The sequence below is a fragment of the Massilia rubra genome (assembly GCF_011682065.1).
In the GTDB taxonomy this organism is placed as follows: domain Bacteria; phylum Pseudomonadota; class Gammaproteobacteria; order Burkholderiales; family Burkholderiaceae_D; genus Telluria_A; species Telluria_A rubra.
The window spans coordinates 57337-80524 of the sequence record NZ_VUYU01000027.1; the positions used below are offsets into that span (position 1 = coordinate 57337).

The 23188-nt window shown below is 62.9% G+C and carries 22 protein-coding genes; 19 read left to right on the top strand and 3 right to left on the bottom strand.

Annotated features, from left to right (window positions below; all coding sequences use genetic code 11):
* Window positions 1-48: 48 nt before the first annotated feature.
* Window positions 49-726, bottom strand: coding sequence for a Bax inhibitor-1/YccA family protein (locus F0185_RS27775; protein WP_167230351.1), 678 nt, complete (start codon window positions 724-726; stop codon window positions 49-51).
* A gap of 228 nt (window positions 727-954) precedes the next feature.
* Here F0185_RS27775 and ndk point away from each other — a divergent pair, with 228 nt between their 5' ends.
* The 16 genes from ndk to F0185_RS27855 all read left to right on the top strand — a co-directional run bounded on the left by ndk (window position 955) and on the right by F0185_RS27855 (window position 17911).
* Entirely contained in the window at window positions 955-1380 is a 426-nt protein-coding gene (gene ndk / locus F0185_RS27780; RefSeq protein WP_166881127.1) for a nucleoside-diphosphate kinase, read from the top strand.
* A gap of 117 nt (window positions 1381-1497) precedes the next feature.
* The gene (gene rlmN, locus F0185_RS27785) at window positions 1498-2667 is read left to right on the top strand and encodes a dual-specificity RNA methyltransferase RlmN (RefSeq protein ID WP_167230354.1); all 1170 of its coding nucleotides are present in this window, start codon (window positions 1498-1500) and stop codon (window positions 2665-2667) included.
* A complete protein-coding gene (gene pilW / locus F0185_RS27790; protein ID WP_187362668.1) occupies window positions 2664-3527 on the top strand; it encodes a type IV pilus biogenesis/stability protein PilW in 864 nt (287 codons plus the stop codon). Before rlmN ends, pilW begins: the two co-directional genes overlap by 4 nt.
* Before the next feature lie 13 nt (window positions 3528-3540).
* A complete protein-coding gene (locus F0185_RS27795; protein WP_167230357.1) occupies window positions 3541-4527 on the top strand; it encodes a helix-turn-helix domain-containing protein in 987 nt (328 codons plus the stop codon).
* Window positions 4528-4548: 21 nt separating this feature from the next.
* On the top strand, window positions 4549-5817 hold the full coding sequence (gene ispG, locus F0185_RS27800; protein ID WP_167230360.1) for a flavodoxin-dependent (E)-4-hydroxy-3-methylbut-2-enyl-diphosphate synthase: 1269 nt from the start codon (window positions 4549-4551) through the stop codon (window positions 5815-5817).
* An 88-nt stretch (window positions 5818-5905) separates the two neighbouring features.
* Window positions 5906-7261 carry a histidine--tRNA ligase gene (hisS, locus tag F0185_RS27805; protein ID WP_167230364.1) on the top strand — a complete coding sequence of 452 codons (1356 nt, stop codon included), beginning with the start codon at window positions 5906-5908 and terminating at the stop codon, window positions 7259-7261.
* A 55-nt stretch (window positions 7262-7316) separates the two neighbouring features.
* Entirely contained in the window at window positions 7317-7970 is a 654-nt protein-coding gene (locus F0185_RS27810; RefSeq protein WP_167230367.1) for a YfgM family protein, read from the top strand.
* 46 nt (window positions 7971-8016) lie between these two features.
* Window positions 8017-9171, top strand: coding sequence for an outer membrane protein assembly factor BamB (gene bamB / locus F0185_RS27815; RefSeq protein ID WP_166894138.1), 1155 nt, complete (start codon window positions 8017-8019; stop codon window positions 9169-9171).
* A 7-nt stretch (window positions 9172-9178) separates the two neighbouring features.
* Complete coding sequence (der, locus tag F0185_RS27820; RefSeq protein ID WP_166894064.1) at window positions 9179-10522, top strand: ribosome biogenesis GTPase Der; 1344 nt, start codon at window positions 9179-9181, stop codon at window positions 10520-10522.
* A 182-nt stretch (window positions 10523-10704) separates the two neighbouring features.
* On the top strand, window positions 10705-10941 hold the full coding sequence (gene hfq / locus F0185_RS27825; protein WP_026354376.1) for an RNA chaperone Hfq: 237 nt from the start codon (window positions 10705-10707) through the stop codon (window positions 10939-10941).
* A gap of 48 nt (window positions 10942-10989) precedes the next feature.
* Window positions 10990-12231, top strand: coding sequence for a GTPase HflX (gene hflX / locus F0185_RS27830; protein ID WP_167230370.1), 1242 nt, complete (start codon window positions 10990-10992; stop codon window positions 12229-12231).
* 1 nt (window position 12232) lies between these two features.
* Window positions 12233-13507: an FtsH protease activity modulator HflK gene (gene hflK / locus F0185_RS27835; protein ID WP_166894068.1), complete on the top strand. Its 1275-nt coding sequence runs from the start codon at window positions 12233-12235 to the stop codon at window positions 13505-13507.
* Window positions 13507-14406, top strand: a complete 900-nt coding sequence (gene hflC, locus F0185_RS27840) for a protease modulator HflC (RefSeq protein ID WP_167230373.1) — start codon at window positions 13507-13509, stop codon at window positions 14404-14406. Before hflK ends, hflC begins: the two co-directional genes overlap by 1 nt.
* A gap of 455 nt (window positions 14407-14861) precedes the next feature.
* Complete coding sequence (locus F0185_RS27845) at window positions 14862-16022, top strand: ATP phosphoribosyltransferase regulatory subunit (protein ID WP_167230376.1); 1161 nt, start codon at window positions 14862-14864, stop codon at window positions 16020-16022.
* Between the two features lie 5 nt (window positions 16023-16027).
* Window positions 16028-17341: an adenylosuccinate synthase gene (locus F0185_RS27850; protein ID WP_166881113.1), complete on the top strand. Its 1314-nt coding sequence runs from the start codon at window positions 16028-16030 to the stop codon at window positions 17339-17341.
* A 24-nt stretch (window positions 17342-17365) separates the two neighbouring features.
* Entirely contained in the window at window positions 17366-17911 is a 546-nt protein-coding gene (locus tag F0185_RS27855) for a phosphoribosyltransferase (protein WP_166881114.1), read from the top strand.
* A gap of 81 nt (window positions 17912-17992) precedes the next feature.
* Here the strand turns inward: F0185_RS27855 and F0185_RS27860 are convergent, their stop codons facing one another.
* Window positions 17993-18316, bottom strand: a complete 324-nt coding sequence (locus F0185_RS27860; protein WP_167230379.1) for a hypothetical protein — start codon at window positions 18314-18316, stop codon at window positions 17993-17995.
* A gap of 243 nt (window positions 18317-18559) precedes the next feature.
* Between F0185_RS27860 and F0185_RS27865 the strand changes: the two genes are divergently transcribed.
* On the top strand, window positions 18560-19111 hold the full coding sequence (locus F0185_RS27865; protein ID WP_167230382.1) for a glutathione peroxidase: 552 nt from the start codon (window positions 18560-18562) through the stop codon (window positions 19109-19111).
* 75 nt (window positions 19112-19186) lie between these two features.
* Here the strand turns inward: F0185_RS27865 and F0185_RS27870 are convergent, their stop codons facing one another.
* Window positions 19187-21532, bottom strand: a complete 2346-nt coding sequence (locus tag F0185_RS27870) for a hypothetical protein (protein WP_229477222.1) — start codon at window positions 21530-21532, stop codon at window positions 19187-19189.
* Between the two features lie 237 nt (window positions 21533-21769).
* On the opposite strand from F0185_RS27870, the gene F0185_RS27875 reads away from it, so the two are divergent.
* Together F0185_RS27875 and F0185_RS27880 are read left to right on the top strand one after the other, a co-directional pair.
* Window positions 21770-22369, top strand: a complete 600-nt coding sequence (locus F0185_RS27875; protein ID WP_126074293.1) for a MarC family protein — start codon at window positions 21770-21772, stop codon at window positions 22367-22369.
* Window positions 22370-22565: 196 nt separating this feature from the next.
* On the top strand, window positions 22566-23078 hold the full coding sequence (locus F0185_RS27880) for a hypothetical protein (RefSeq protein WP_167230385.1): 513 nt from the start codon (window positions 22566-22568) through the stop codon (window positions 23076-23078).
* Window positions 23079-23188 lie beyond the last annotated feature (110 nt).

A 23188-nucleotide genomic window follows, 5' to 3' on the forward strand; every position in this document is an offset into this window, starting at 1 on the left:
AAAAAAACCGGCCCGCAGGCCGGTTTTTTATTGCCGAGAAGCTAACGCTTATTCGCGTTCGCCGCCCATGCCCAGCAGGGCCAGCAGGTGCTGGAAGATCATGTAGACGTCCAGGTACAGGCTCAGGGTGGCGCTGATGTAGTTGGTCTCGCCGCCGTTGACGATGCGTTGCACGTCATACAAGATGTATGCCGAGAAAATCGCGATCGCAATCACCGAGATCGCCAGCCACAGGGCCGGCAGCTGGAAGAAGTAGTTAGCCAGGGTGGCCAGGATCAGCACCATGACGCCGGCGAACAGCCACTTGCCCATCATCGAAAAATCGCGCTTGCTCACGGTGGCGATGCTTGCCAGCACAGCGAAGATGCTGGCGGTGCCGCCGAAGGCCAGCATGATCAGGGTGCCGCCGTTGGCAAAGTTCAGGGTGCGGGTCAGCAAGGGCGTGAGCCAGATGCCCATGAAGAAGGTAAAGCCCAGCAGGACCACTACGCCCATCGCGGTTTCCTTGGTTTTTTCGATGCCCCAGATAAAACCGTAGGCAAACGCAAGGAACAGCACGAAGCCGATGATGCCGCGTGGCACCGGAATATGGAACATCACCCCCAGGACAGCGCCAAGCACCGTCGGAATCATCGACAGGGCCAGTAGCCAGTAAGTATTGCGCAGTACGCGATGACGTACTTCCTGGCTTCCGACCAGGTCATAGTCTTGCAAGCTGATTGACATAAGTGCCTCCGATTGATAAAAAAGTAACGCTCGCTAAAAGAATAGCACGGCGCGGGAAAAACGCGCAAAATCGCGCATGCGCCAGCGTGTTTTGACAAGCGCCACTCTAACACTTCTGCGGATGGCCGTGCAATATCCCTCTGAAAGGGGTGTTGTATGGTAAAATCGAAGGTTGATTGGGTCCCGTTACCCAACATTAAACCTTTCTTTTTATTGGAGTTTTTACACATGGCAATCGAACGCACCCTGTCGATCATCAAACCTGACGCAGTTGCAAAAAACGTCATCGGGCAAATCTACAGCCGCTTTGAAGGCGCTGGCCTGAAAATCGTCGCAGCCCGCATGATGCACCTGTCGCGCGCCGAAGCAGAAGGCTTCTACGCTGTGCACGCTGCACGTCCATTCTTCAAGGACCTGGTCGAATTCATGATCTCGGGTCCCGTCATGGTGCAAGCGCTCGAAGGCGAAAACGCCATCGCTACCCACCGTGACCTGATGGGCGCAACCGATCCGAAAAAAGCGGAAAAAGGCACCATCCGCGCCGATTTCGCCGATTCGATCGATGCCAACGCCGTGCACGGCTCCGACGCCGCTGAAACCGCCGCTGTGGAAATCGCGTACTACTTCCCAGCACTGAACGTGTACTCGCGTTAATTGGCGTTAGTTAATCAGTCACTGCTGACTGATTGACCTGTATCACACCGCTTGCCTGGTTCGCCGGGCGGGCGGGATGTTTTTTCCTGATTTTGCCCTGACTGATTAAAGAATACTATGACGACTCTCACCAATCTGCTGGACTTCGATCCCGCGCAACTCGTCGCTTACTGCGCCGACTTGGGTGAGAAGCCGTTTCGCGCCAAACAGCTGCAGCGCTGGATTCACCAGTTCGGCGCCAGCGAGTTCGACACCATGACCGACCTGGCCAAGTCGCTGCGCGACAAGCTGGCCACGCGCGCCGAAATCCGCGCGCCGGCCGTGATCAGCGACCACACCTCGACCGACGGCACGCGCAAGTGGCTGGTCGACGTCGGCAATGGCAACGCGGTCGAAACCGTGTTCATCCCGGAAGAAAATCGCGGCACCCTGTGCATTTCCACCCAGGCCGGCTGCGCCGTGAACTGCCGTTTCTGCTCGACCGGCAAGCAAGGCTTCAACCGCAACCTGACGGTGGCCGAAATCATCGGCCAGCTGTGGATGGCCGAATTCGAACTGCGCCGCACCAAGGGCGTCGAACCCGGTCCCAAGGGCGAGCGCCAGATCACCAACGTGGTGATGATGGGCATGGGCGAGCCCCTGCTCAATTTCGAACCGACCGTCACCGCCCTCAAGCTCATGCTCGACGATAACGCCTACGGCCTGTCGCGCCGCCGCGTGACCCTCTCGACCTCGGGCGTGGTGCCGATGATGGACAAGCTGTCGCAGGAAGTGCCTGTGGCGCTGGCCGTGTCGCTGCACGCGTCGAACGACGCCCTGCGCGACGGCCTGATTCCGCTGAACAAAAAATACCCGCTGCGCGAGCTGATGGCCGCCTGCCGCCGCTACCTCGAATTCGCCCCGCGCGACTTCATCACCTTCGAATACTGCATGCTCGACGGCGTCAACGACAGCGACGAGCACGCGCGCGAACTGGTTGCCCTGGTCAACGACCCGCTGGTTGGCGTGTCGTGCAAATTCAACCTGATTCCGTTCAATCCTTTCCCTGAGTCCGGCTTGTTGCGCTCGAAGAATCCGCGCATCAAGGCTTTCGCCCAGGTGCTGATGGATGGCGGCCTGGTGACCACGATCCGGAAAACCCGCGGCGACGATATCGACGCCGCCTGCGGCCAGCTGGCTGGCGAAGTGCAAGACCGTACCCGCGTACAGGAGCGCATGGAAAAAATGGCTGAATACCAGAAGAAGTTCGGCGCCGACTTCGGGCGCATCGTGGAGATTACTTCTTGAACGCGCGCGTGACGCCGGGCGCGCACCCGCGCCGCCTGCTGGCGCTGGCCCTGGTGGCCGGCTTTGCTGCGGCGCTGGGCGCCTGCACCACCACCACCGTCACCCGCAACTCCTCGGCCGAGGAGGCCGGCCTTCAGGGCAGCACCAAGGAACTGAAGACCGCCTCCGACCAGACCAACAAGGACAAGCGCGCCGCCATCCGCATGCAGCTGGCCATCGGCTACTACCAGGAAGGCAATTACGCGGTCGCCCTCGACGAGATCAAGCAAGCCATCGCCATCGACCCCGAGATGGCCGACGCCTACAGCGTGCGCGCCCTGATCTACACCAGCATGGGCGAGAACATCCTGGCCGAAGAAAACTACCAGCGCGCGATGCGCCTGGCGCCGCGCAATCCTGAGCTCAACAACAACTACGGCTCCTTCCTGTGCCAGACCGAGCGCTTCGCGCCGGCCATCGCCCAGTTCGAGATCGCCCTGAAAAACCCCATGTACCAGTCGCCGGTCAAGGCCCTGGTCAATGCGGGCGGATGCAGCATCAAGCAAAAGAATTACGACGCCGCCGAGCGCTACCTGCTGCAGGCGTTGCGTATCGAAGCCGACCTGCTCCCGGTGCAAGCCGGCTTGGCGCGGGTCTATTACGAGCGGCGCGACTACGTGCGCGCCGGAGTTTATATCAACCGTGTGAAAGCGGTCGCGAAACTGGATAGCTTGCCCGCCGATGTGCTGTGGCTGGCGATCCGCGTCGAACGCAAGCTGGGCGAGAAGGAATCGGAGACGAGCCTGGCGACGCAACTGCGTCGGCGCCATCCCGGTTCGCCCGAGTTCGCAGCCTTCCAGCGCGGTGCATTTGATGAGTGAGACAGGATCGACAATGAGTTCAGAGTGGGCAGAACAAACGGCAGCGGGCGGCAACGCGAACGCGGCCAACCACGGTTTGCCGGGCAAGACCCTGGCCGCCCAGCGTGAAGCGATGGGATGGACGGTCGAGCAAGTCGCCGATCAATTGAAAATGGCCGTGCGCCAGGTCACCGCGCTGGAAGCGGGCGACTACGCCAACCTGCCGGGACCGGCCGTGGTGCGCGGTTTCGTGCGCGCCTACGCCAAGGTCGTCAAGCTCGACGCGGCCCCGCTGGTGGCCATGATTTCGCTCGATACCCCGGAGCTGACCGAACCCGGCAGCCGCAGCGTGCGGCGCGACAAGCCGGCCACGTTTTCCGAAGTGCGCTTCCCGACCAATGGCAAGCGCTCGCGCCTGCCGCTGGGCCTGATCGGCGCGGCCGTGTTGCTGGTCGCCGCCGCCGCTGGCGCCTGGCAGTTCGGCCTGGTGCCGTCCGCGCTGCTGGGCGGCGCCAGCCACGCGACGCCGGCCGCCGCTTCCGGTTCGCAAGCGAGCGTGACGGTGCTGCCGGCGCCGCTGGTGGGCGACAAGCCCGCCGGCACGCCTGCGCCGCTGGAAACGACCCTGGTCAAGCCGGACGAGCGCAAGAGCGTGATCGCGCCCGCGCCGCCGCTGGTGTCGGTGCTGCCGCCGGCCGGCACGGCGCCGTCGCCGACGGTGGCGACCCCGGTGGCCGGCGCCGCCGCCACGCTTCCCGCCGCGGCCGTGGCAGTTCCCGCCGCCGCGGCCAGCAACCCGCTGGTGATCAACGTGCGCGAAGATTCCTGGGTCGAAGTGCGGCGCGCCAGGGGCTCGCCTTTGCTGTCGCGCCTGGTCAAGGCCGGCACCGTCGAAACGTTCGATATCACCGAGCCGGTCACCCTGGTGGTCGGCAAGCCGGGCGGCGTGTCCGCCACCCTGCGCGGCGAAGCGGTCAGTTTGCCGGACAACGGCCGCACCGCCAAAGTCAAACTCAAGTAAAGCTAAATTAGGTCTTCGTTCATGTCTTCTTCGAATCTGGCGATTCCCTCCGGTCCCCTCGCGCGGCGCTTAAGCCGGCGCGTGCTGGTCGCGCACGGCGAACGCAAAATCTGGGTCGGCGGCGACGCCCCCGTGGTGGTGCAGTCGATGACCAACACCGACACGGCCGACGTGATCGGCACCGCGATCCAGGTCAAGGAACTGGCGCGCGCCGGCTCCGAGATGGTGCGCATCACGGTCGACAAGCCCGAAGCGGCGGCCGCCGTGCCGCTCATCCGCGCGCAGCTCGACAAGATGGAAATCGACGTGCCGCTGGTGGGCGACTTCCATTACAACGGCCACACCTTGCTGCGCGACTTCCCCGAATGCGCGCGCGCGCTGTCGAAATACCGCATTAATCCGGGCAACGTGGGGCAGGGCGCCAAGCGCGACAGCCAGTTCGCCCAGATGATCGAAGCGGCCATCATGTACAACAAGCCGGTGCGCATCGGCGTGAACTGGGGCAGCCTGGACCAGGCGCTGCTGGCGCGCATCATGGATGAAAACGCCCAGCGTGCGCAGCCGTGGAGCGCGCAGGCGGTGATGTACGAAGCCCTGATCACCTCGGCCATCGACAACGCCGTGCGCGCCGAAGAAATCGGCCTCGGGCGTGACCAGATCATCCTCTCGTGCAAAGTGTCGGGCGTGCAAGACCTGATCGCCGTGTACCGCGAACTGGCGCGCCGCTGCGACTATCCGCTGCACCTGGGCCTGACCGAAGCGGGCATGGGCAGCAAGGGCATCGTCGCTTCGACCGCCGCGCTGTCGGTGCTGCTGCAAGAGGGCATCGGCGACACGATCCGGATTTCGCTCACGCCCGAACCCGGGGGCGACCGCACGCGCGAAGTCGTCGTTGCGCAAGAGATTTTGCAAACCATGGGCCTGCGCAAGTTCGCGCCGATGGTGATCGCCTGCCCGGGTTGCGGACGCACCACCTCGACCACCTTCCAGGAACTGGCCGACAACATCCAGACCTATCTGCGCGAGCAGATGCCTGAATGGAAAAAGGCCTATCCGGGCGTGGAAGGCATGAATGTGGCCGTGATGGGTTGCATCGTCAACGGTCCGGGCGAATCGAAACACGCCAACATCGGCATCAGCCTGCCGGGCACGGGCGAGTCGCCTGCCGCGCCGGTGTTTGTCGATGGCAAGAAAACCGTCACCCTGCGCGGCGACAGGATCGTCGAGGAATTCCAGGCAATCGTCCTGAATTACGTACAAACTACTTACGGTAAGCAATTCATGGCGTAGGCGGGGTTTCAAGCGGCATGCCGCTTGCCGCCGCAGCGGTTCCGGCTTGCAAGCCGGGACTCCTTAACATACAGAAGAGTTTTAGAATATGTCTGATAACAAAAAAGAAAAAGCCACGAAGATCACCGCCGTCAAGGGCATGAACGACATCCTGCCGGCCGACGCGCCGCTGTGGGAGCTGTTCGAAAACACCGCGCACTCGGTCCTGAAAAGCTACGGCTATCAAAAGATCGTCACCCCGATCGTCGAAGACACGGCGCTGTTCAAGCGCGCCATCGGCGCGGTGACCGACATCGTGGAAAAAGAAATGTACTCGTTCAAGGATTCGATGAACGACGACGAACTGACCCTGCGCCCCGAAGGCACGGCTGGCGTGGTGCGCGCCGTCATCGAACACAACCTGGTCTACGACGGCCCGCGCCGCGTCTGGTACTCGGGACCGATGTTCCGCCACGAGCGTCCGCAGCGCGGCCGCTATCGCCAGTTCTTCCAGGTCGGCGCCGAAGCGGTCGGCTTTGCCGGTCCGGACATCGACGCCGAGCTGATCATGCTGTGCCGCCGCCTGTGGGACGACCTGGGCCTGGAAAACATCCGCCTCGAAATCAACTCGATCGGCGACGCCGCCGAACGCCAGCGCCACCGCGCCGACCTGATCACGTATTTCGAAGCGAACGCCGAACTGCTCGACGAGGAAGCCAAGCGCCGCCTGCACGCCAATCCGCTGCGCATCCTCGACACCAAGAACCCGGCCATGCAAGACCTGGTGAACAAGGCGCCGAAGCTGCTCGACTACCTCGAAGGCGAGTCGGTGGTGCACTTCGAAGGCCTCAAGCGCATCTTGGATCACAACAATATCCAGTACACCGTCAATCCGCGCCTGGTGCGCGGGCTCGACTACTACAACCGCAGCGTGTTCGAGTGGGTCACCGACAAGCTCGGCTCGCAAGGCACCGTGTGCGCGGGCGGGCGTTACGATCCGCTCATCGAAAGCTTCGGCGGTAAACCAACCCCGGCGGTCGGTTTCGCCATGGGCATCGAGCGCCTGGTCGAGCTGATGAAAGAAGCGGGCGAACCGAACGATCCGTCCGAATGCGATGTCTATATGGTGCACCAGGGCGAGGAAGCGCGCATGCAGGCATTCGTGCTGGCCGAGCGTATCCGTGATGCCGGCCTGGATGTTGTGTTACATTGCGCCGCTGCGAGCGGTCCCGGCAGCTTCAAGAGCCAGATGAAAAAAGCCGACGGCAGCGGCGCGGCATTTGCCGTGATCCTGGGCGACGATGAGATCGCCAAGCGCACGGCGGCGGTCAAGTCGATGCGCGGGGCCGAAGGCGAGCAGCAGGCCAGTGTGCCGTTCGACGATGTCGTCGACTACCTGGTCAACCAGATCGTCGGCGCCCACGAGCATGAACACGACCACGAGCACGTGCATTACCATCACTAAGCAGCAGGCTTGCGCCGTACCCCGATTAACCTGACCTAATACTGTTGAGAAACACATGGCATACGATCTCGAAGAACAAGAACAACTGGCCGCGATGCAGGCCTTCTGGAACAAGTACGGCAACATGCTGATGGTGGTGCTGATCATCGCCGCCGGTTCCTACGCCGGCTACACCTGGTGGCAGCGCGCCGAGCGCGTCAACGCGGCCGAAGCATCGGCCTTGTACACGCAGATCCAGACTGCCGCTACCGCCAAGGACAACGCCAAGGTGCAGCGCATCGCCGCCGACGTGCGCACCAAGTACGCCAAAAGCGCCTACGCCGCCATGACCTCGCTCACGGCCGCCAAGAGCGCTTTCGAGGCCAACGACCTCAAGGCGGCCAAGGCCCATCTGCAATGGGTGGTCGACAACGGCAACGACGAGTACAAGTCGATCGCCAAGCTGCGCCTGGCTGGCGTATTGCTCGACGAGAAAGCCTACGATGAAGGCTTGAAACTGCTGGCTACGCCATTCCTGCCGCAGTTCGCCGGCGCCGTGGCCGACCGCAAGGGTGACATCCTGGTAGCGCAGAACAAGATCGCCGAAGCGCGCAGCGCCTACCTGGCCGCCTTGGCCGCGATGGACGCCAAGCATCCGGGTCGCGCGCTGGTGCAGATCAAGCTCGAAGCCATCGGCGGCACCATGCCCGACACCAAAGCGGCCGCCTGAGCGGCCCAGTGGTCTGTAACGAGTTACCCAGAACAAGGTCATGACTATGCGTATTACCCAGAAACTTATCGGTGTGAGTGTGCTGGCCCTGATGGCCGGCTGCTCCACCCTGAGTTCGCTTAATCCTTTCGCCTCCAAATCCAAGGGCAACGTACCCGCGCCGCTGGTCGAGCTCAAAGGCTCGATGGCCGTGCGCACCGCCTGGAAGCTCGATATCGGCAAGGCCCAGGATTACGTCTTCACCCCGGTGCTGGTGAACCAGTCGCTGGTCGTGGCCGGTGCCGACGGCGCCATTGCGCGCGTCGACGCCGCCAGCGGCAAGCAGCTGTGGCGCATCAAGGCGCCAACGGGCCTTACCGCCGGCGTCGGTACCGACGGCAACATGCTCGTCTTCGGCGGCGCCAAGGGCGGCGTGCTGGCCTACGACCTCGAAGGCAAACTGCTGTGGACGACGCAAGCCTCGAGCGAAGTGCTGTCGAGCCCCGTGGTGGGCGACGGCATCGTGGTGGTGCGCTCGGTCGACAACCGCATCGTCGGCCTGGACGCCAAGACCGGCGAGAAAAAATGGACCGTGCAGCGCGTCTCGCCACCATTGACCTTGCGCAATGCGCCGGGCATGGTGGTGGTCGGCAAAGAAGTCATCGTCGCCCAGCCTGGCGGCAAGCTCTTGTCGCTGAACATGGCCACCGGCGCGGCGCGCTGGGAAGTGGCGGTTGGCGAATCGCGCGGCGCGACCGAACTCGAACGGGTCACCGACATCGGCGGCACCCCGGTCGTGATCGACCAGGAAGTGTGCGCCGTGTCCTACCAGGGCCGCGTGGGCTGCTTCGACATCAACACGGGCGCCGCGCGCTGGACCAAGGAACTCTCGTCCGACGTCGGTGTGTCGGTCGACCAGCGCTTCGTGTTCGCCGTCGACGACAAGGGCGCGGTGTCGGCCTTTAACCGCGAAGGCGGCGTGAGCGCCTGGAAAAACGACAAATTAAGTTATCGCCGCCTGTCCACCCCGGTGTCCTACGGACGCACCGTGGCTGTTGGCGACTATCAAGGTTTCATCCACTTCCTGTCACGGGAAGATGGTTCCTTTCTGGCGCGCGCCGCCACCGACGGGAGCGCCATTACGTCGGCTCCCCTGGTGGCAGGTTCAAACCTGATCTTTCAAACACAATCTGGGACAGTGACCGCTATCGCGGTCGAATAAAAACACCATGAAGCCGGTAATCGCATTAGTTGGTCGCCCCAACGTCGGGAAATCGACACTCTTCAATCGCCTCACCCGCTCGCGCGACGCGCTCGTGGCCGACTTGCCTGGCCTGACGCGCGATCGTCACTACGGCGAAGGCCGGGTCGGTGAACGCCCCTTCCTCGTCATCGACACGGGCGGCTTCGAGCCGGTCGCCAAGGAAGGCATCATGTTCCAGATGGCCCTGCAGACCAAGCAGGCCGTCGCCGAAGCGGACGTGGTTGTCTTCATCGTCGACGGCCGCCAGGGCTTGACGCCGCACGACAAGACCATCACCGACTTCCTGCGCAAGTCGGGCCGCAAGGTCATGCTGGTCGTCAACAAGGGCGAGGGCATGAAGTACAGCTCCGTCGTGGCCGACTTCTATGAACTCGGCATGGGCGACCCGTACGTCATTTCCGCCGCCCACGGCGACGGCGTGACCGACCTGGTCGAAGAAGCCTTGAACGAAGCCTTCGCCGGCCGTCCGGACGACCAGGAAGAACTCGAGCCGGCCGCGCGCGGCGTCAAGATCGCCATCGTCGGCCGTCCGAACGTCGGTAAATCCACGCTGGTCAACACCCTGATCGGCGAAGAGCGCGTGATCGCCTTCGACATGCCGGGCACCACGCGCGACTCGATCGAAGTACCGTTCGAACGCGACGGCAAGAATTACACGCTGATCGACACGGCCGGTATCCGCCGTCGCGGCAAGGTGTTCGAAGCGATCGAGAAGTTTTCGGTCGTCAAAACGCTGCAGTCGATTTCGGAAGCCCACGTGGTCATCCTCTTGCTCGACGCCCAGCAAGACATTTCGGAGCAGGATGCGCACATCGCCGGCTTCATCCTGGAGTCGGGCCGCGCGCTGGTGGTGGCCGTGAACAAGTGGGACGGCTTGCGCACCGATGAGCGCGACGAAATCAAGATCGACATCGACCGCAAGCTCGATTTCCTCTCGTTCGCCAAGACCCACTTCATTTCGGCCCTGAAGGCGCAAGGGATCGCGCCGATGATGAAGTCGGTCGACGCGGCGTACGCCGCCGCCACCGCCGACCTGTCCACGCCGCGCCTGACGCGCGCGCTGATCGAAGCGGTCGAGAAGCAGGAACCACGCCGCAAGGGCTCGATCCGTCCTAAAATGCGCTATGCGCACCAGGGCGGGCAGAATCCGCCGATCATCGTCATCCACGGCAATTCGCTCGACGCCATTGGCGAGCCGTACAAGCGCTACCTCGAGAAGCATTTCCGCGACACCTTCAATCTGGTAGGTACGCCGCTGCGGATCGAACTGCGCGTGGGTAAGAACCCGTTCGCACGCACATCGAAGTAAGTACGACACCCTGTTGACCCGGAAAACCGCCCGGTTTTTCAGGGTCTACGTACGACATACAATTGCAAAACAGGTTACAGTACATTAGGGACATCGTTCTCACCACAGAATGATGGTCCCGGCACTTGAAAAAACAGCGAGTCGCCTCCAATTCTTTACTACAACAACATCACGGAGCTGTTATGAGCAACAAAGGGCAACTGTTACAAGACCCATTCCTCAATGCCTTGCGCAAAGAGCATGTTCCCGTCTCGATCTACCTGGTCAACGGGATCAAACTGCAGGGCCATATCGAGTCCTTCGACCAATACGTCGTCCTGCTGCGTAACACGGTGACCCAGATGGTCTACAAGCATGCAATCTCCACCGTTGTGCCGGCACGCGCTGTCAATCTCAATCTTGATTCCGAAGCTGAGTAAGGCCATGGGCGTCGCCACCCCGGGTCGCCTGGCCCCGCAGGGAGGCCTATGCGCGCAGCACTAGTCGGCATCGATTTCGGCGCCGGCGACTTCAACGCGAGTGTTGAAGAGCTGGCCTTGCTCGCCCGCTCGGCAGGCGCCGAGCCGATCACCACCATCACCGCCAAGCGTTCCAGTCCTGACGCTGCCTACTTTGTCGGCAGCGGCAAGGCCGACGAAATCGGCCTGGCCTGCGTGGACCAGAACATCGAGATCGTGATTTTCAATCACGCCTTGTCTCCGGCCCAGCAGCGCAACCTGGAAAAGCGCCTGAATATCCGCGTGCTCGACCGTACCAGCCTGATCCTCGACATCTTCGCGCAGCGCGCCAAGAGCCACGAGGGCAAGTTGCAGGTCGAACTGGCGCAGTTGCAGCATCTGGCCACGCGCCTGATCCGCGGCTGGACTCACCTCGAACGGCAAAAGGGCGGTATCGGCCTGCGCGGTCCGGGTGAAACCCAGCTCGAGACCGACCGCCGCCTGATCGGCGAGCGCGTCAAGGCCCTGCGCGCGCGCCTGGCCAAGCTGCGCAAGCAGCATGAAACCCAGCGCCGTTCGCGCGGCCGCAGCCATACCTTTTCGGTGTCGCTGGTCGGCTACACCAATGCCGGCAAGTCGACCCTGTTCAATGCCCTGACCAAGGCTGGCGTGTATGTCGCCAACCAGTTGTTCGCCACGCTCGACACGACCTCGCGCCGCGTCTACCTGGGCGAAGAGGTCGGCAACGTGGTCATGTCCGACACGGTCGGCTTCGTGCGCGAGCTGCCCCACCAGCTGGTGGCGGCGTTCCGCGCCACCCTGGAAGAAACCATCCACGCCGACCTGCTGCTGCACGTCGTCGACGGCGCCAGCCCGGTGCGCATGGAACAGATCGAACAGGTCAACCTGGTGCTCAAGGAAATCGGCGCCGATCACATTCCGCAGATTCTCGTGTGGAACAAGATCGACGCCGCCGGCCTGGAACCGGCGATCGAGCGCGACGAAGCGGGCAATATTGCGCGTGTGTTCATCAGCGCCCACACCGGCGCCGGGATCGACATGCTGCGCGAAGCCGTGGTCGAAGCAGCCAGGGCCGCGCCGGCGCGCAGCCACCTTTTTGAAGAGCAGGACGATGCCGAACCGGTTGACGACGCCGAGGCCGAGTACGCAGACGATGCGCACGAGGCCGATGCCGACGACGCAGACGACGCGCACGAGCAAGACGCGCAACCGGCCGAAATTCCAACCTCCACCAACGTCGGACCTCGATAGCATGCTTGCTTCATTACTCAAACGCGTCGGCATCCGGCCGCCGCCTACTGTCCTGCTGCAGGACAGCAAACGTCCCGGTGACGGCCCGCCCGATCTCGACCAGATGTGGCGCGACTTCAACCAGCGCCTCAATCGCCTGTTCGGCAACAAAGGGCCGGGCGGCGACGCCGGCGGCGGCGGTCCCTACCGTCCCGACATGAAGGGCGCCGGCGTCACGGTCGGCGCGGCGGTGGCGGTGGTCGGCTTCATCTGGCTCGCCAGCGGCGTGTTCAGCGTGCGTGAAGGCCAGGCCGGGATCGTCTCGACCTTCGGCAAATACAGCCACAGCACCGGTTCGGGCCTGAACTGGCGCATGCCGTATCCGTTCCAGACCCACGAAAAGGTCAACGTCAACGAAGTGCGGACCATGGAAATCGGCTACAGCGGCAATGTGCGCTCGAAGAACCTGAAAGAGTCGCTGATGCTGACCGACGATGAAAACATCATCGACATCCAGTTCGCGGTGCAGTACACGCTCAAGGACCCGAAAGCCTGGCTGTTCAATAACCTGGAAACGGATGAAACCGTGCGCCAGGTGGCTGAAACCGCCATCCGCGAAGTGGTTGGCAAGAGCAAGATGGACTACGTTCTCTACGTCGGCCGCGAAAAAGTCGCGCTCGACACGCAGTTGCTGATGCAGCAGATCCTCGACCGCTACGCCCTGGGCGCGCAGATCAGCAATGTGACCATGCAGGGCGTGCAACCGCCCGAGCAGGTGCAGGGCGCTTTTGATGACGCCAACAAGGCCGGCCAGGACAACGAACGCGCCAAGAGCGAGGGCGAAGCCTACGCCAACGACGTGGTGCCGCGCGCGGCCGGTAACGCCGTGCGCCTGCTGGAAGAAGCCCGGGCCTACCGCTCGATGGTGACCGAAAACGCCACCGGTAACGCGGCCCGCTTCACGCAAGTGATGACCGAGTACCAGAAGGCGCCCGGCGTCACGCGCGACCGCATGTACCTCGACACCATGCAGCAGATTTTCAGCAGCGCCAGCAAGGTCATGGTCGACGTCAAGTCGGGCAGCAACCTGCTGTACCTGCCGCTCGACAAACTGATCGCGCAGACCGCCGCCAACGACGCCGCCATCGGCGCCAAGTCCGGCCCCGTGGTGCCGATGACGCCGGCGCAGGTCGCGCCATCGCAGGCGCTGCCGGCCGACGTGCTGCAGCCGCTCGAACAAGTGCGCCAGCGCGATAACCGCAGCCGCGAATCCTCACGTGATCGGGAGACCCGTTAATGAACCGCTTAGTTACCATATTTGTTGCGGGTTTCATCGCGCTGATGCTCCTGTCCTCGACCGTGTTCGTGGTCGACCAGCGCAAGTTCGCGGTGGTGTTCGCATTCGGCGAGATGAAGGAAGTGATCAGCGAGCCAGGCTTGCATTTCAAGCTGCCGCCGCCGTTCCAGAACGTGATCTACCTCGACAAGCGCATCCTCACACTCGATACGCCCGACGCCGACCGTTTCATGACGTCCGAAAAGAAGAACGTCATGGTCGACGCCTTCGTCAAATGGCGCATCATCGATCCGCGCCTGTACTACATCAGCTTTAACGGCAACGAGGCCAGCGCCCGTGGCCGCATGGGCCAGATCGTCAAGGCCGCACTGAACGAAGAAATCACCAAGCGCACGGTGCGCGAAGTGATCTCCGGCGAGCGCGGCAAGGTGATGGCGGCGATCCAGCTCAAGGTGGTGGCCGAGGCCAAGCAGATCGGCGTGCAGATCGTCGACGTGCGCCTGAAACGCGTCGATTACGACGAGAAGATCAATGCGTCGGTGTACGACCGCATGCGCGCCGAGCGCCTGAAGGTGGCCAACGAGCTGCGTTCGACCGGTTCGGCCGAATCCGAAAAGCTGCGCGCCGCCGCCGACCGCAAACGCACCGAAACGCTGGCCACCGCTTACCGCCAGGCCGAGCAGATCAAGGGCGAGGGCGATGCCGCCGCCTCGGCGATCTACGCCGAAGCGTTCGGCAAGAGCCCGGAGTTCTACAAGTTCTACCGCTCGCTGGAAGCCTACCGCGCGACCTTCAAGACCCACGGCGACGTGCTGGTGCTCGATTCGAACTCGGAGTTCTTCAAGTATTTCCGTGCTCCGGGCGGGGCGTCGGCGCCCGCCGCCGCGCCGAAGAAGTAAGCGGACGGTTGGGATGGCACGATGGGCGGGCCTGCATTGCAGGCCCGCCCATTTGCATTGGACGCTCGTTCACGCCAGCACTACCTTCGTTCACGCCAGCACCACCATCGTTCCCGCTAGCACCGTCTTCCCCGCGCAGGCGGGGATCTATAGCACCTTTGAGCAGCGGTGCTATGGATCCCCGCCTGCGCGGGGAAGACAGCTCCGAGGGGCGCGGCCGCGATCCCCGTCTGCGCGGGGAAGACGGCTCCGAGGGGCGCGGCCGCGATCCCCGCCTGCGCGGGGAAGACGGCTCCGAGGGGCGCGGCCGCACCAACCGTAACAAGCTCACAACTGCCTCCTGCACATTTGTTGGCGCTCTTAAACCATTTTCCTGTAAAATCGCTGATTCGGCGCTACATTTAGCACGACCGTGCGCGCCATATTGTCCGATTTTTAACTATCTCCCGTTGCCCATGCCGAACTGGCTCCTGCCTGAAAATATCGCCGACGTCCTGCCGTCCGAAGCGCGCAAGACCGAAGAGCTGCGCCGCCTGATGCTCGATAACTTCCGTTCCTACGGTTACGAGCTGGTCATGCCGCCCTTGCTCGAATACGTCGAGTCGCTGCTGGCCGGCGCCGGCCAGGACACCGAACTGCGCAGCTTCAAGCTGGTCGACCCGATGTCGGGCCGCATGCTCGGCCTGCGTGCCGACATGACCACCCAGGTCGCGCGCATCGATGCCCACCTGCTCAACCGCGACTCGGTCACCCGCCTGTGCTACGCCGGCAGCGTGCTGCACACCCGCCCGAGCGGCTTGCACGCCACCCGCGAGCCGCTCCAGATCGGCGCCGAAATCTACGGCCACGCCGGCCTCGAAGCGGACGCCGAAGTGCAGGAACTGGCGCTCGCCTCGCTGGCCCTGGCCGGCTTCGGCTTTGATCAGGTGCGCCTGGACCTGTCGCACGCGGGCCTGCTGCGCGCGCTGCTGGCCGACGACGCCGTCGCCAGGAAAGATGAAGCGGCCCTGTACACGCTGCTGCGCGCCAAGGACAGCCCGGGGCTCGACGCCATCAGCGCGGCGTACGCGCCGGCCACGCGCACCGCCCTGAAAGCCTTGCCCGGCCTGTACGGCGACATCGACGTGCTGGCCAAGGCGCGCGAAGTGCTGCCGGCGCTGCCGGGCATCACGCGCGCGCTGGCCGAACTGGCGGCGCTGGCCGGATCGGCCCTGGGCCGCGCCGACGTGGCGATCGACCTGGCCGACCTGCGCGGCTACCAATACGAAAGCGGCGCGATGTTCGCGCTGTACGTGCCCGGCCTGCCGAATGCGGTGGTGCGGGGCGGGCGTTACGACCATGTGGGCGAAGCATTCGGCCGGGCCAGGCCCGCGACCGGCTTTTCGCTCGACTTGCGCGAACTGGCGCGGCTCTTGCCGACCGCCGAGCGCAAGCACGCGATTCGTGCGCCATGGGGCAATGCCCCCGAGCTGCGTGAAAAAATCGCTCAACTGCGTAAAGCAGGCGAGGTTGTGATCCAGAGTTTGCCGGGTCACGACAATGAGCAGGACGAGTTCGAGTGCGATCGCGTACTCGTCCTCGAAAACAGTAACTGGATTCTCAAAAACTTAGGCTAAGTGTGATGTCAAAGAAAAACGTGGCAAAGAACGTCGTTGTCATCGGCACCCAGTGGGGCGATGAAGGCAAGGGCAAGATCGTCGATTGGCTGACCGATAACGCGCAGGGCGTGGTTCGCTTCCAGGGTGGCCATAATGCCGGCCATACCCTGGTCATCAAAGGTCAGAAGACCGCCTTGCAGCTGATCCCCTCGGGCATCATGCGCGAAGGCGTGGCCTGCTACATCGGCAATGGCGTGGTCGTGTCGGTTCCCGACGTGATGCGCGAAATCGACAAGCTCCAGGCCATCGGCGTGGAAGTGGTGTCGCGCCTGAAGATCTCCGAGGCTTGCCCGGCGATCCTGCCGTACCACGTCGCCATCGACGTGGCCCGTGAAGTGGCGCGCGGCGCCAACAAGATCGGCACCACCGGCAAGGGCATCGGCCCGGCCTACGAAGACAAAGTGGCACGCCGCGCGATCCGTATCGCCGACATGCTCAACGAAGAGCGCTTCGCCGAAAAACTGCGCGAAAACCTCGACTACCATAACTTCGTGCTGACCAACTACCTGAAAGCCGACGCGGTCGACTTCCAGAAAACCTTCGACGACGCGATGGCCCTGGTGCCACGCCTCAAACCGATGGTGGGCGATGTGTCCTCGCAGCTGTACGCGGCGCACAAGGCCGGCGGCAACCTGCTGTTCGAAGGCGCGCAAGGCTCGCTGCTCGACGTCGACCACGGCACCTATCCGTACGTGACTTCGTCGAACTGCGTGGCCGGCAACGCCGCCGCCGGCGCTGGCGTCGGCCCGAACATGCTGCACTACATCCTGGGCATCACCAAGGCGTACACGACGCGCGTCGGCTCCGGCCCGTTCCCGTCGGAACTGCCGACGGACGCCGGCGTTGGCCATCACCTGTCGTCGGTCGGCCATGAATTCGGCACCGTCACCGGCCGTGCGCGCCGCTGCGGCTGGTTCGATGCCGCGCTGCTGCGCCGCTCGGTCCAGATCAATGGCGTCTCGGGCATGTGCCTGACCAAGCTCGACGTGCTGGACGGCCTGGAAACGCTGCAACTGTGCACCGGCTACAAGATCGACGGCCGCGATGTCGACATCTTCCCGGTCGGCGCGGAAGACGCGGCGCGCTGCGTGCCTGTGTACGAAACCATGCCGGGCTGGAAAGAAAGCACCGTCGGCGCCAAGTCGCTGGCCGAGCTGCCGGCCACCGCGCGCGCCTACATCAAGCGCATCGAAGAACTGGTCGGCGTTCCGGTCGATATGGTTTCCACCGGTCCCGACCGCGTTGAAACCATCGTCCTGCGCCATCCGTTCGAATAATCAGAATAAGAGTAAGGAATCATCATGACCACCCCTCCATCGACCGAGAACGACCTCTGGGTGTCTTGGGACGAGTACAACCGCCTGATCGAGCGCCTGGCGCTCAAGGTCTACGAATCGGGCTGGAAGTTCGACCAGGTGCTGTGCCTGGCGCGCGGCGGCGTGCGCCCGGGCGACGTGTTCTCGCGCATTTTCGACGTGCCGCTGGCGATCCTGTCGACCAGCTCCTACCGCGAAGAAGCGGGCACGGTGCGCGGTGACCTGGACATCGCCAAGTACATGACGATGACCAAGGGTCCGCTGGCCGGCAAGATCCTGCTGGTGGACGACCTGGCCGATTCGGGCGTCACGCTCGACAAGGTCACGCGTCACCTGAGCGAGAATTTCGCCGGCGTGACCGAGGTGAAATCGGCGGTGATCTGGGTCAAGGGCACGTCCTCGATCCGTCCGGATTACTTCCTGGAAGACTTGCCGCACAACCCGTGGATTCACCAGCCGTTTGAGGATTACGACGGCCTGCGTCCGCACCAGTTGTCGGCGTGGATGAAGAAGTTCGACAAGCCGGCGTAAGTTGGCTGGATGGCAAAAAAGCTCCCGCGAGGGAGCTTTTTTATGTGCGCAGCTTGCGCCGATACCATCGTCCTCGCCACATCAGTCCTTCACAACGCGGGAGTCGATACCGAGCTCCATGAGGGCAGCTTGTAGCGCGACAGCGTCCTGCATGCTGATATCCTCAAGCTTAACTTCCTTCATGTAAAACATCTCGCGCGCTTCCTCGACAGAAGCGTAAAAGGGCAAGACCCGCCTCAACAAATACAACTGCTTTTGCGAATATGCCTGGGGCGGAACGACCAGATACGGATCGCGCCACCCTTCTGGCATCCCAAGCATCATCACGCCGTGATCGAGCAGGGCGACGCATTTGTCCTCGCGCGCATATCGTTCAAACTCGACCGCCGTTGTGGCGAGATACACATTGCTGCTGCAGTTACTGCAAAAGCGTACTTCTGGATTCGGGGTTACATCAAGACTACGCCATTCTTGTGGGCATGCGTATTTGAATGTGCAGGCGATTCTCGACATATTTTCTGGTGATTTCACTGGCCGGAGGCGTGATTAGAACACATGCACGCCAGGCGGCCGCCAGGAGAAGCTTCGGAAAATTCGCTATCATGCGGTTCCGCCACTTACATAGATGGCAAATTCGGGAGAGCAGGAATGAACGATGACATCGGTAGCATCCCATTTCACACCATGGACGGCGCCAGCGCGACCTTGTCGGATTATCGCGGCAAGGTGCTGTTGCTGGTCAACGTGGCCTCGCAGTGCGGCCTGACGCCGCAGTACGCGGGTCTGGAAAGCCTGTTCGAACAGCACGGCGAGGCCGGACTGGTGGTCATCGGCTTTCCGGCCAACGACTTCGGGGCGCAGGAGCCCGGCACGAATGAAGAGATTGCCGCATTTTGCGATACCAGCTTCGGGGTGCGCTTTCCGATCGCGCAAAAAATCGCCGTCACGGGGCCGGACCGGCATCGGCTGTATGCCGCCCTGACCCTGGCCCAGCCGGTCGCGGTCGACACCAGCGGCGGCGCGCTGCGCGCCAAGCTGGCTGGCTACGGCATGAAGCAAGCCGATCCGTCGGACGTGCTGTGGAATTTTGAAAAGTTTCTGGTCTCGCGCGAAGGACATGTAGTCGGCCGTTTCAGTCCGGATGTGGCGCCGGACGATCCAGCCCTGGTCGAGGCGATCGCGCGCGAACTGGCGCAGTAACAACGCCGCCATCGGCGGACCAGGAAACCTGGCCCCGCCGATGGCTGGCGCGACGTAATGGCCGCGCTCCCGGCGTCAGCGCGGCACGATCGCGAACTGCGGCCGCTGGCTGTAGTCCGGCTTGATGGTCCGCTTCGCGAACACGTCCCACGCCGCGCGCGCGTTCGGGATGCCGGTGCTGGCCGCCATCGCTACCGCCGGCTGCATATTGGCCGGGAAGCCTTCCTGCGAGCTTGCATAACCCGTCATCTCACCCGCCAGCCATGGCGTGCGGCCCGAGCGTTTGTCGATTTCGAGCTGGGTGCGCCAGTTGGCCTGCAACTGGCTGGCGCAGGGCTGGTCCACATAACGTTGGCCGGTGCTGTTGACCAGGTCGGTGTTGTCCGGCGCGCGGAACGTCGCCTGCCAGGCCTGGGCGAAGGTCGTGAAGTAGGGCGACGCTTCGGTGGCGCGCACCGACAGGGCGTACACCGCACCATCGACCCAGCAATAGCCCGGCGCCGTCAGGCGGCCGACCGGGAAGCGTGCTTTCCAGTCGAGCAGGGTCTTGGACTTGGTGAAGCCGAGCTCGTGCGCCTGGCCTATGCTGGACGTGAAGAAATCATCCTGCCATGGCGACATGCCGGTCTTCGGGCCGCCCGGGCCGGTGTAGGCCACCGCCGCAAAGCCGCTGTTGTCGATGAAGCCCAACTGGTTGGTATTGCCGGCCACGAAGGTCGTGTTGTACCAGTCGAGGTTATTGTCGACAATCTTGTTGAAGTACGCCTTCAGCGGGTGATCGTCCGGCGCAATGTAAGCGGCCTGCGTCAGCGAGCGCAAGGACCACGCCTGTCCACGTACCTGGTGGCTCTTGACCAGGCCGGTGGCGTGCTTGCGGTAGCCCGGGTTCTGGTTGATCAGGTTCCAGTTGGCCCAGAAGTGCAGCTCGTCCAGGTGATAGGTGTCGCCGGTGACCAGGTAAGGCAGGTACGAGAACGATGGGTGGTGCGAGGTCTCGGGCGTGTAGGGCGTCTTGCATTCGATGGCGGGAGTGCACTGCGGCAAGTCTTCCCAGCGGTTGAGCGCCCGGTTGAAGCTGTCCGTGCTGATCTTGATGTCGCGCACGAACGGGTAGTCGACGATGGAGACCGGCTGGCCGGTGACGCGGTCGCGGTAGTGCATCGGCCAGCTGCCGCTCAAGTCGCTCAAACCGACGGTGACTTCCTTGGCGCGCTCATCCATGCTGAGCAGGTACATCGCACCCCACGCATGGTTCAGGCCGATATCCGGGCGGCCGCCCGTCGCAGGCATGTATTTGTCGACCATGGCCATGCCCATCGGGCCCGGCTTGGCCGCATCCCAGGTGGTTTTCATGGTGGTCAGCGCGCTCGGCGAAATGGTCAGGCCCTGGTCGTAGTTCGGCACCGCCTTCGATGCGATCAGGTAGGCCGTGTCGTGCTTGATGTGGACTGCCGGCTCCAGTTCGGGCCAGAACACCTTGCGCCAGCGCGCGTGGTGATAGTGCTTCAGGGCCGCGATGTTGTAGATGCTCTTGCGGTTGATGAGCACTTCGGCATCGTAGGTGAAGGTTTTCGGGGCCGGTTCGTAGGCCCAGTTGTTTTCGACCGTGACGTCGACCCGGGTCTTGCCGTACACGCCGTTGCCGCTCTTGTAGGAGCGGATGGCGAAGCGCGCGCTCAGGTGCGGATGGTTCACGCCGGCGGCCGACTTGAACGGCGCCGACACCTGCCACTCGTTGACCATCGGGCCGGACAGCCAGGTCTGGTACGCCGTGTTCTGCAACAGTTCAGCCGCCGAGGCCGTGTACAACTGGCCATCCACGGTCAGCTTGACGGTGGCGTCGAAACCGCTGGCCAGCAAGGAGCCGGGACCGGTCTGCGGGCTCTGGGCCGGCGCCGCTGCGGCAGTCAGGGCCAAGGTGCCGTTCTGGCCGGCGGCCATCTGCGGCAGGACCGCGGTGATGATCGCGTGGCGCACCGATCCGTCCGGATGCCTGGCTTTGATGTTGACTTGCAAGGGCAGGGTGGCGCCGGCATACACCCCGGCCAGGCCGCCTGTGGCGGGAAATGCGCCCGGTGCAAAAACCTGGCCGAAGGTGAGCGGGACGTTGTATTGCAGGTAGCTCGCTTTGTTGATCAGTTGCAAAGTCGTCAGCGTGGTGCCGATCGCTGCCGGCAGCCCCAGCGGCGGGGCCGGTGTCAGCGGATTGGCGGGCGTCAACGAGAGCAGGGCGCTGCTGTGCGCTTCGGTGGCGACGGTGTCGGCCGGGGCGGCCGGCGCTGCCTGGACCGGGGCAGCCGGCGCCGGCGCCGGCGTCGCTGCCCGCTCCGGTGCGCCCCCGCCGCCGCAGGCGACCAGGAATGCGGCCCCGAGGCTGGCCAGGCCCCGCGATGTGCAGGCGCGATAGTGAATAATCGACAAGATGAATCTCCTTAAAGTATTTGATTTTTAGCAACACTAGGCTGCCGTGTTGCAAATGTCAATACGAAAGGAGATGCGTGCGGCGCGAGCGCGACCGATGTTAGCGCGCACATTGCTGCGTTGTCATGGGAAGCGTGTTCAAGATCGCGCCATGCGTGCGCGCAGGGATGACTGTCTGATTTTCGCCACGCATCCAGCATGCTGGTGTATGTGCTGTGCGGCAAGTTATCATGTGGGATGACTCAAACTTTCATTCAAACCTTCATCCTGCTGTTCCTGGTCACCGACCCGTTTGGCAACGTTCCGCTGTTCGTCAGCGCCATGGCCCAGGTGCCGAAACAGCGGCGCTGGAAGATCGTGGTGCGTGAGTGCGCGATCGCCTTCTTCGTGCTGCTGCTGTTCATGTTCTTCGGGCGCCACCTGCTGGCGGCCATGCAGCTGTCGCAAATTTCGCTGCGCATCGGCGGCAGCGTGATCTTGTTCCTGATCGCCATGCGCATGGTCTTCCCCCAGCCGGGCGGCATGTTCGGCGATAACGGCAAGGGCGGCGAGCCGTTCATCGTGCCGCTCGCCATTCCCGCCATTGCGGGACCGTCGGCGCTGGCCACCGTGTTGCTGTTTTCGTCGAATACGACCACCGAAATCGTGATCCACGTCGGCGCGCTGGTGGCGGTGGCGCTGGTCTGGCTGGCGGTGTTCCTGCCGGCCGAGCGCTTGCAGGAAAAGCTCGGCCCGCAGGTGATGGCCGCTTTTGAGCGGCTGATGGGACTGATCCTGAGCGCGATGGCGGTCGAGATGTTCCTGGCTGGCATACGGGAATTCATCAAATCGCTGTGAGCCGCTGCACCGGTAGCGCAAGCTTGTACCCACTTCGAACTGATCGGATGCCGATAATGGTTACTTGTCAAAATAATACGATGGGCGTACCCTCGGCAGGTCCGGTTCGAACCCGATGCGAGTGATCTGATTCGTCGGAATACGTCATTGCGAAGGCCCCTGGTGTTGAGGGGCTTTTTGTCACTCAGGAGGAAACATGCCTTTCAAATTGTGGGAAAAGAAACCGCAGATAGCCGAACTGCAGGAAACGGTGATGCAATTCATGCACTGCATGTCGCAAGGCGAATTCGGGAAAGCGTTTGAAGTGTGTCCTGTTTTCGACTATGCCAACGCGGCGCTGACGTCGAACGGAAAAGAAGTACAGGGTGAGGCTAACGATCCGGCTGAGGTGAAGATGATCGTTGACCATCTGTTTGATACGCTGGACGCCTACGGGTATCTTGAAGATCTCGACAGCACAGCGCCCGCGCCAGTGCAGGAAGACGTGACGACCTGGGCACGTTATATCACCACACCGGGTGCTGGCAGGTTCGACGAGTACAAGCTCTATCTGTTCGACGACGACAGGCTCCGCGTACCCGACGGTGGTGGCCAGGTTGATGCGTGCACCTTTGTGCGGGGCGAAATCAGCGATATCACGACCGTTTTTCATTTGAAGGAAACGGACCGTGGATGGTTTTTGAATTTCAAGTTCATGAAGGTGCTGTGAGGGCACCGGGCTGACGCATGCATTCAAAAGCGGGCTGATTCGGATCCATGCGCCGGCCCTGATTGACTTCATCAAGTCGCTGTAAACAGACAAGGCCCGCGCAATGGCGG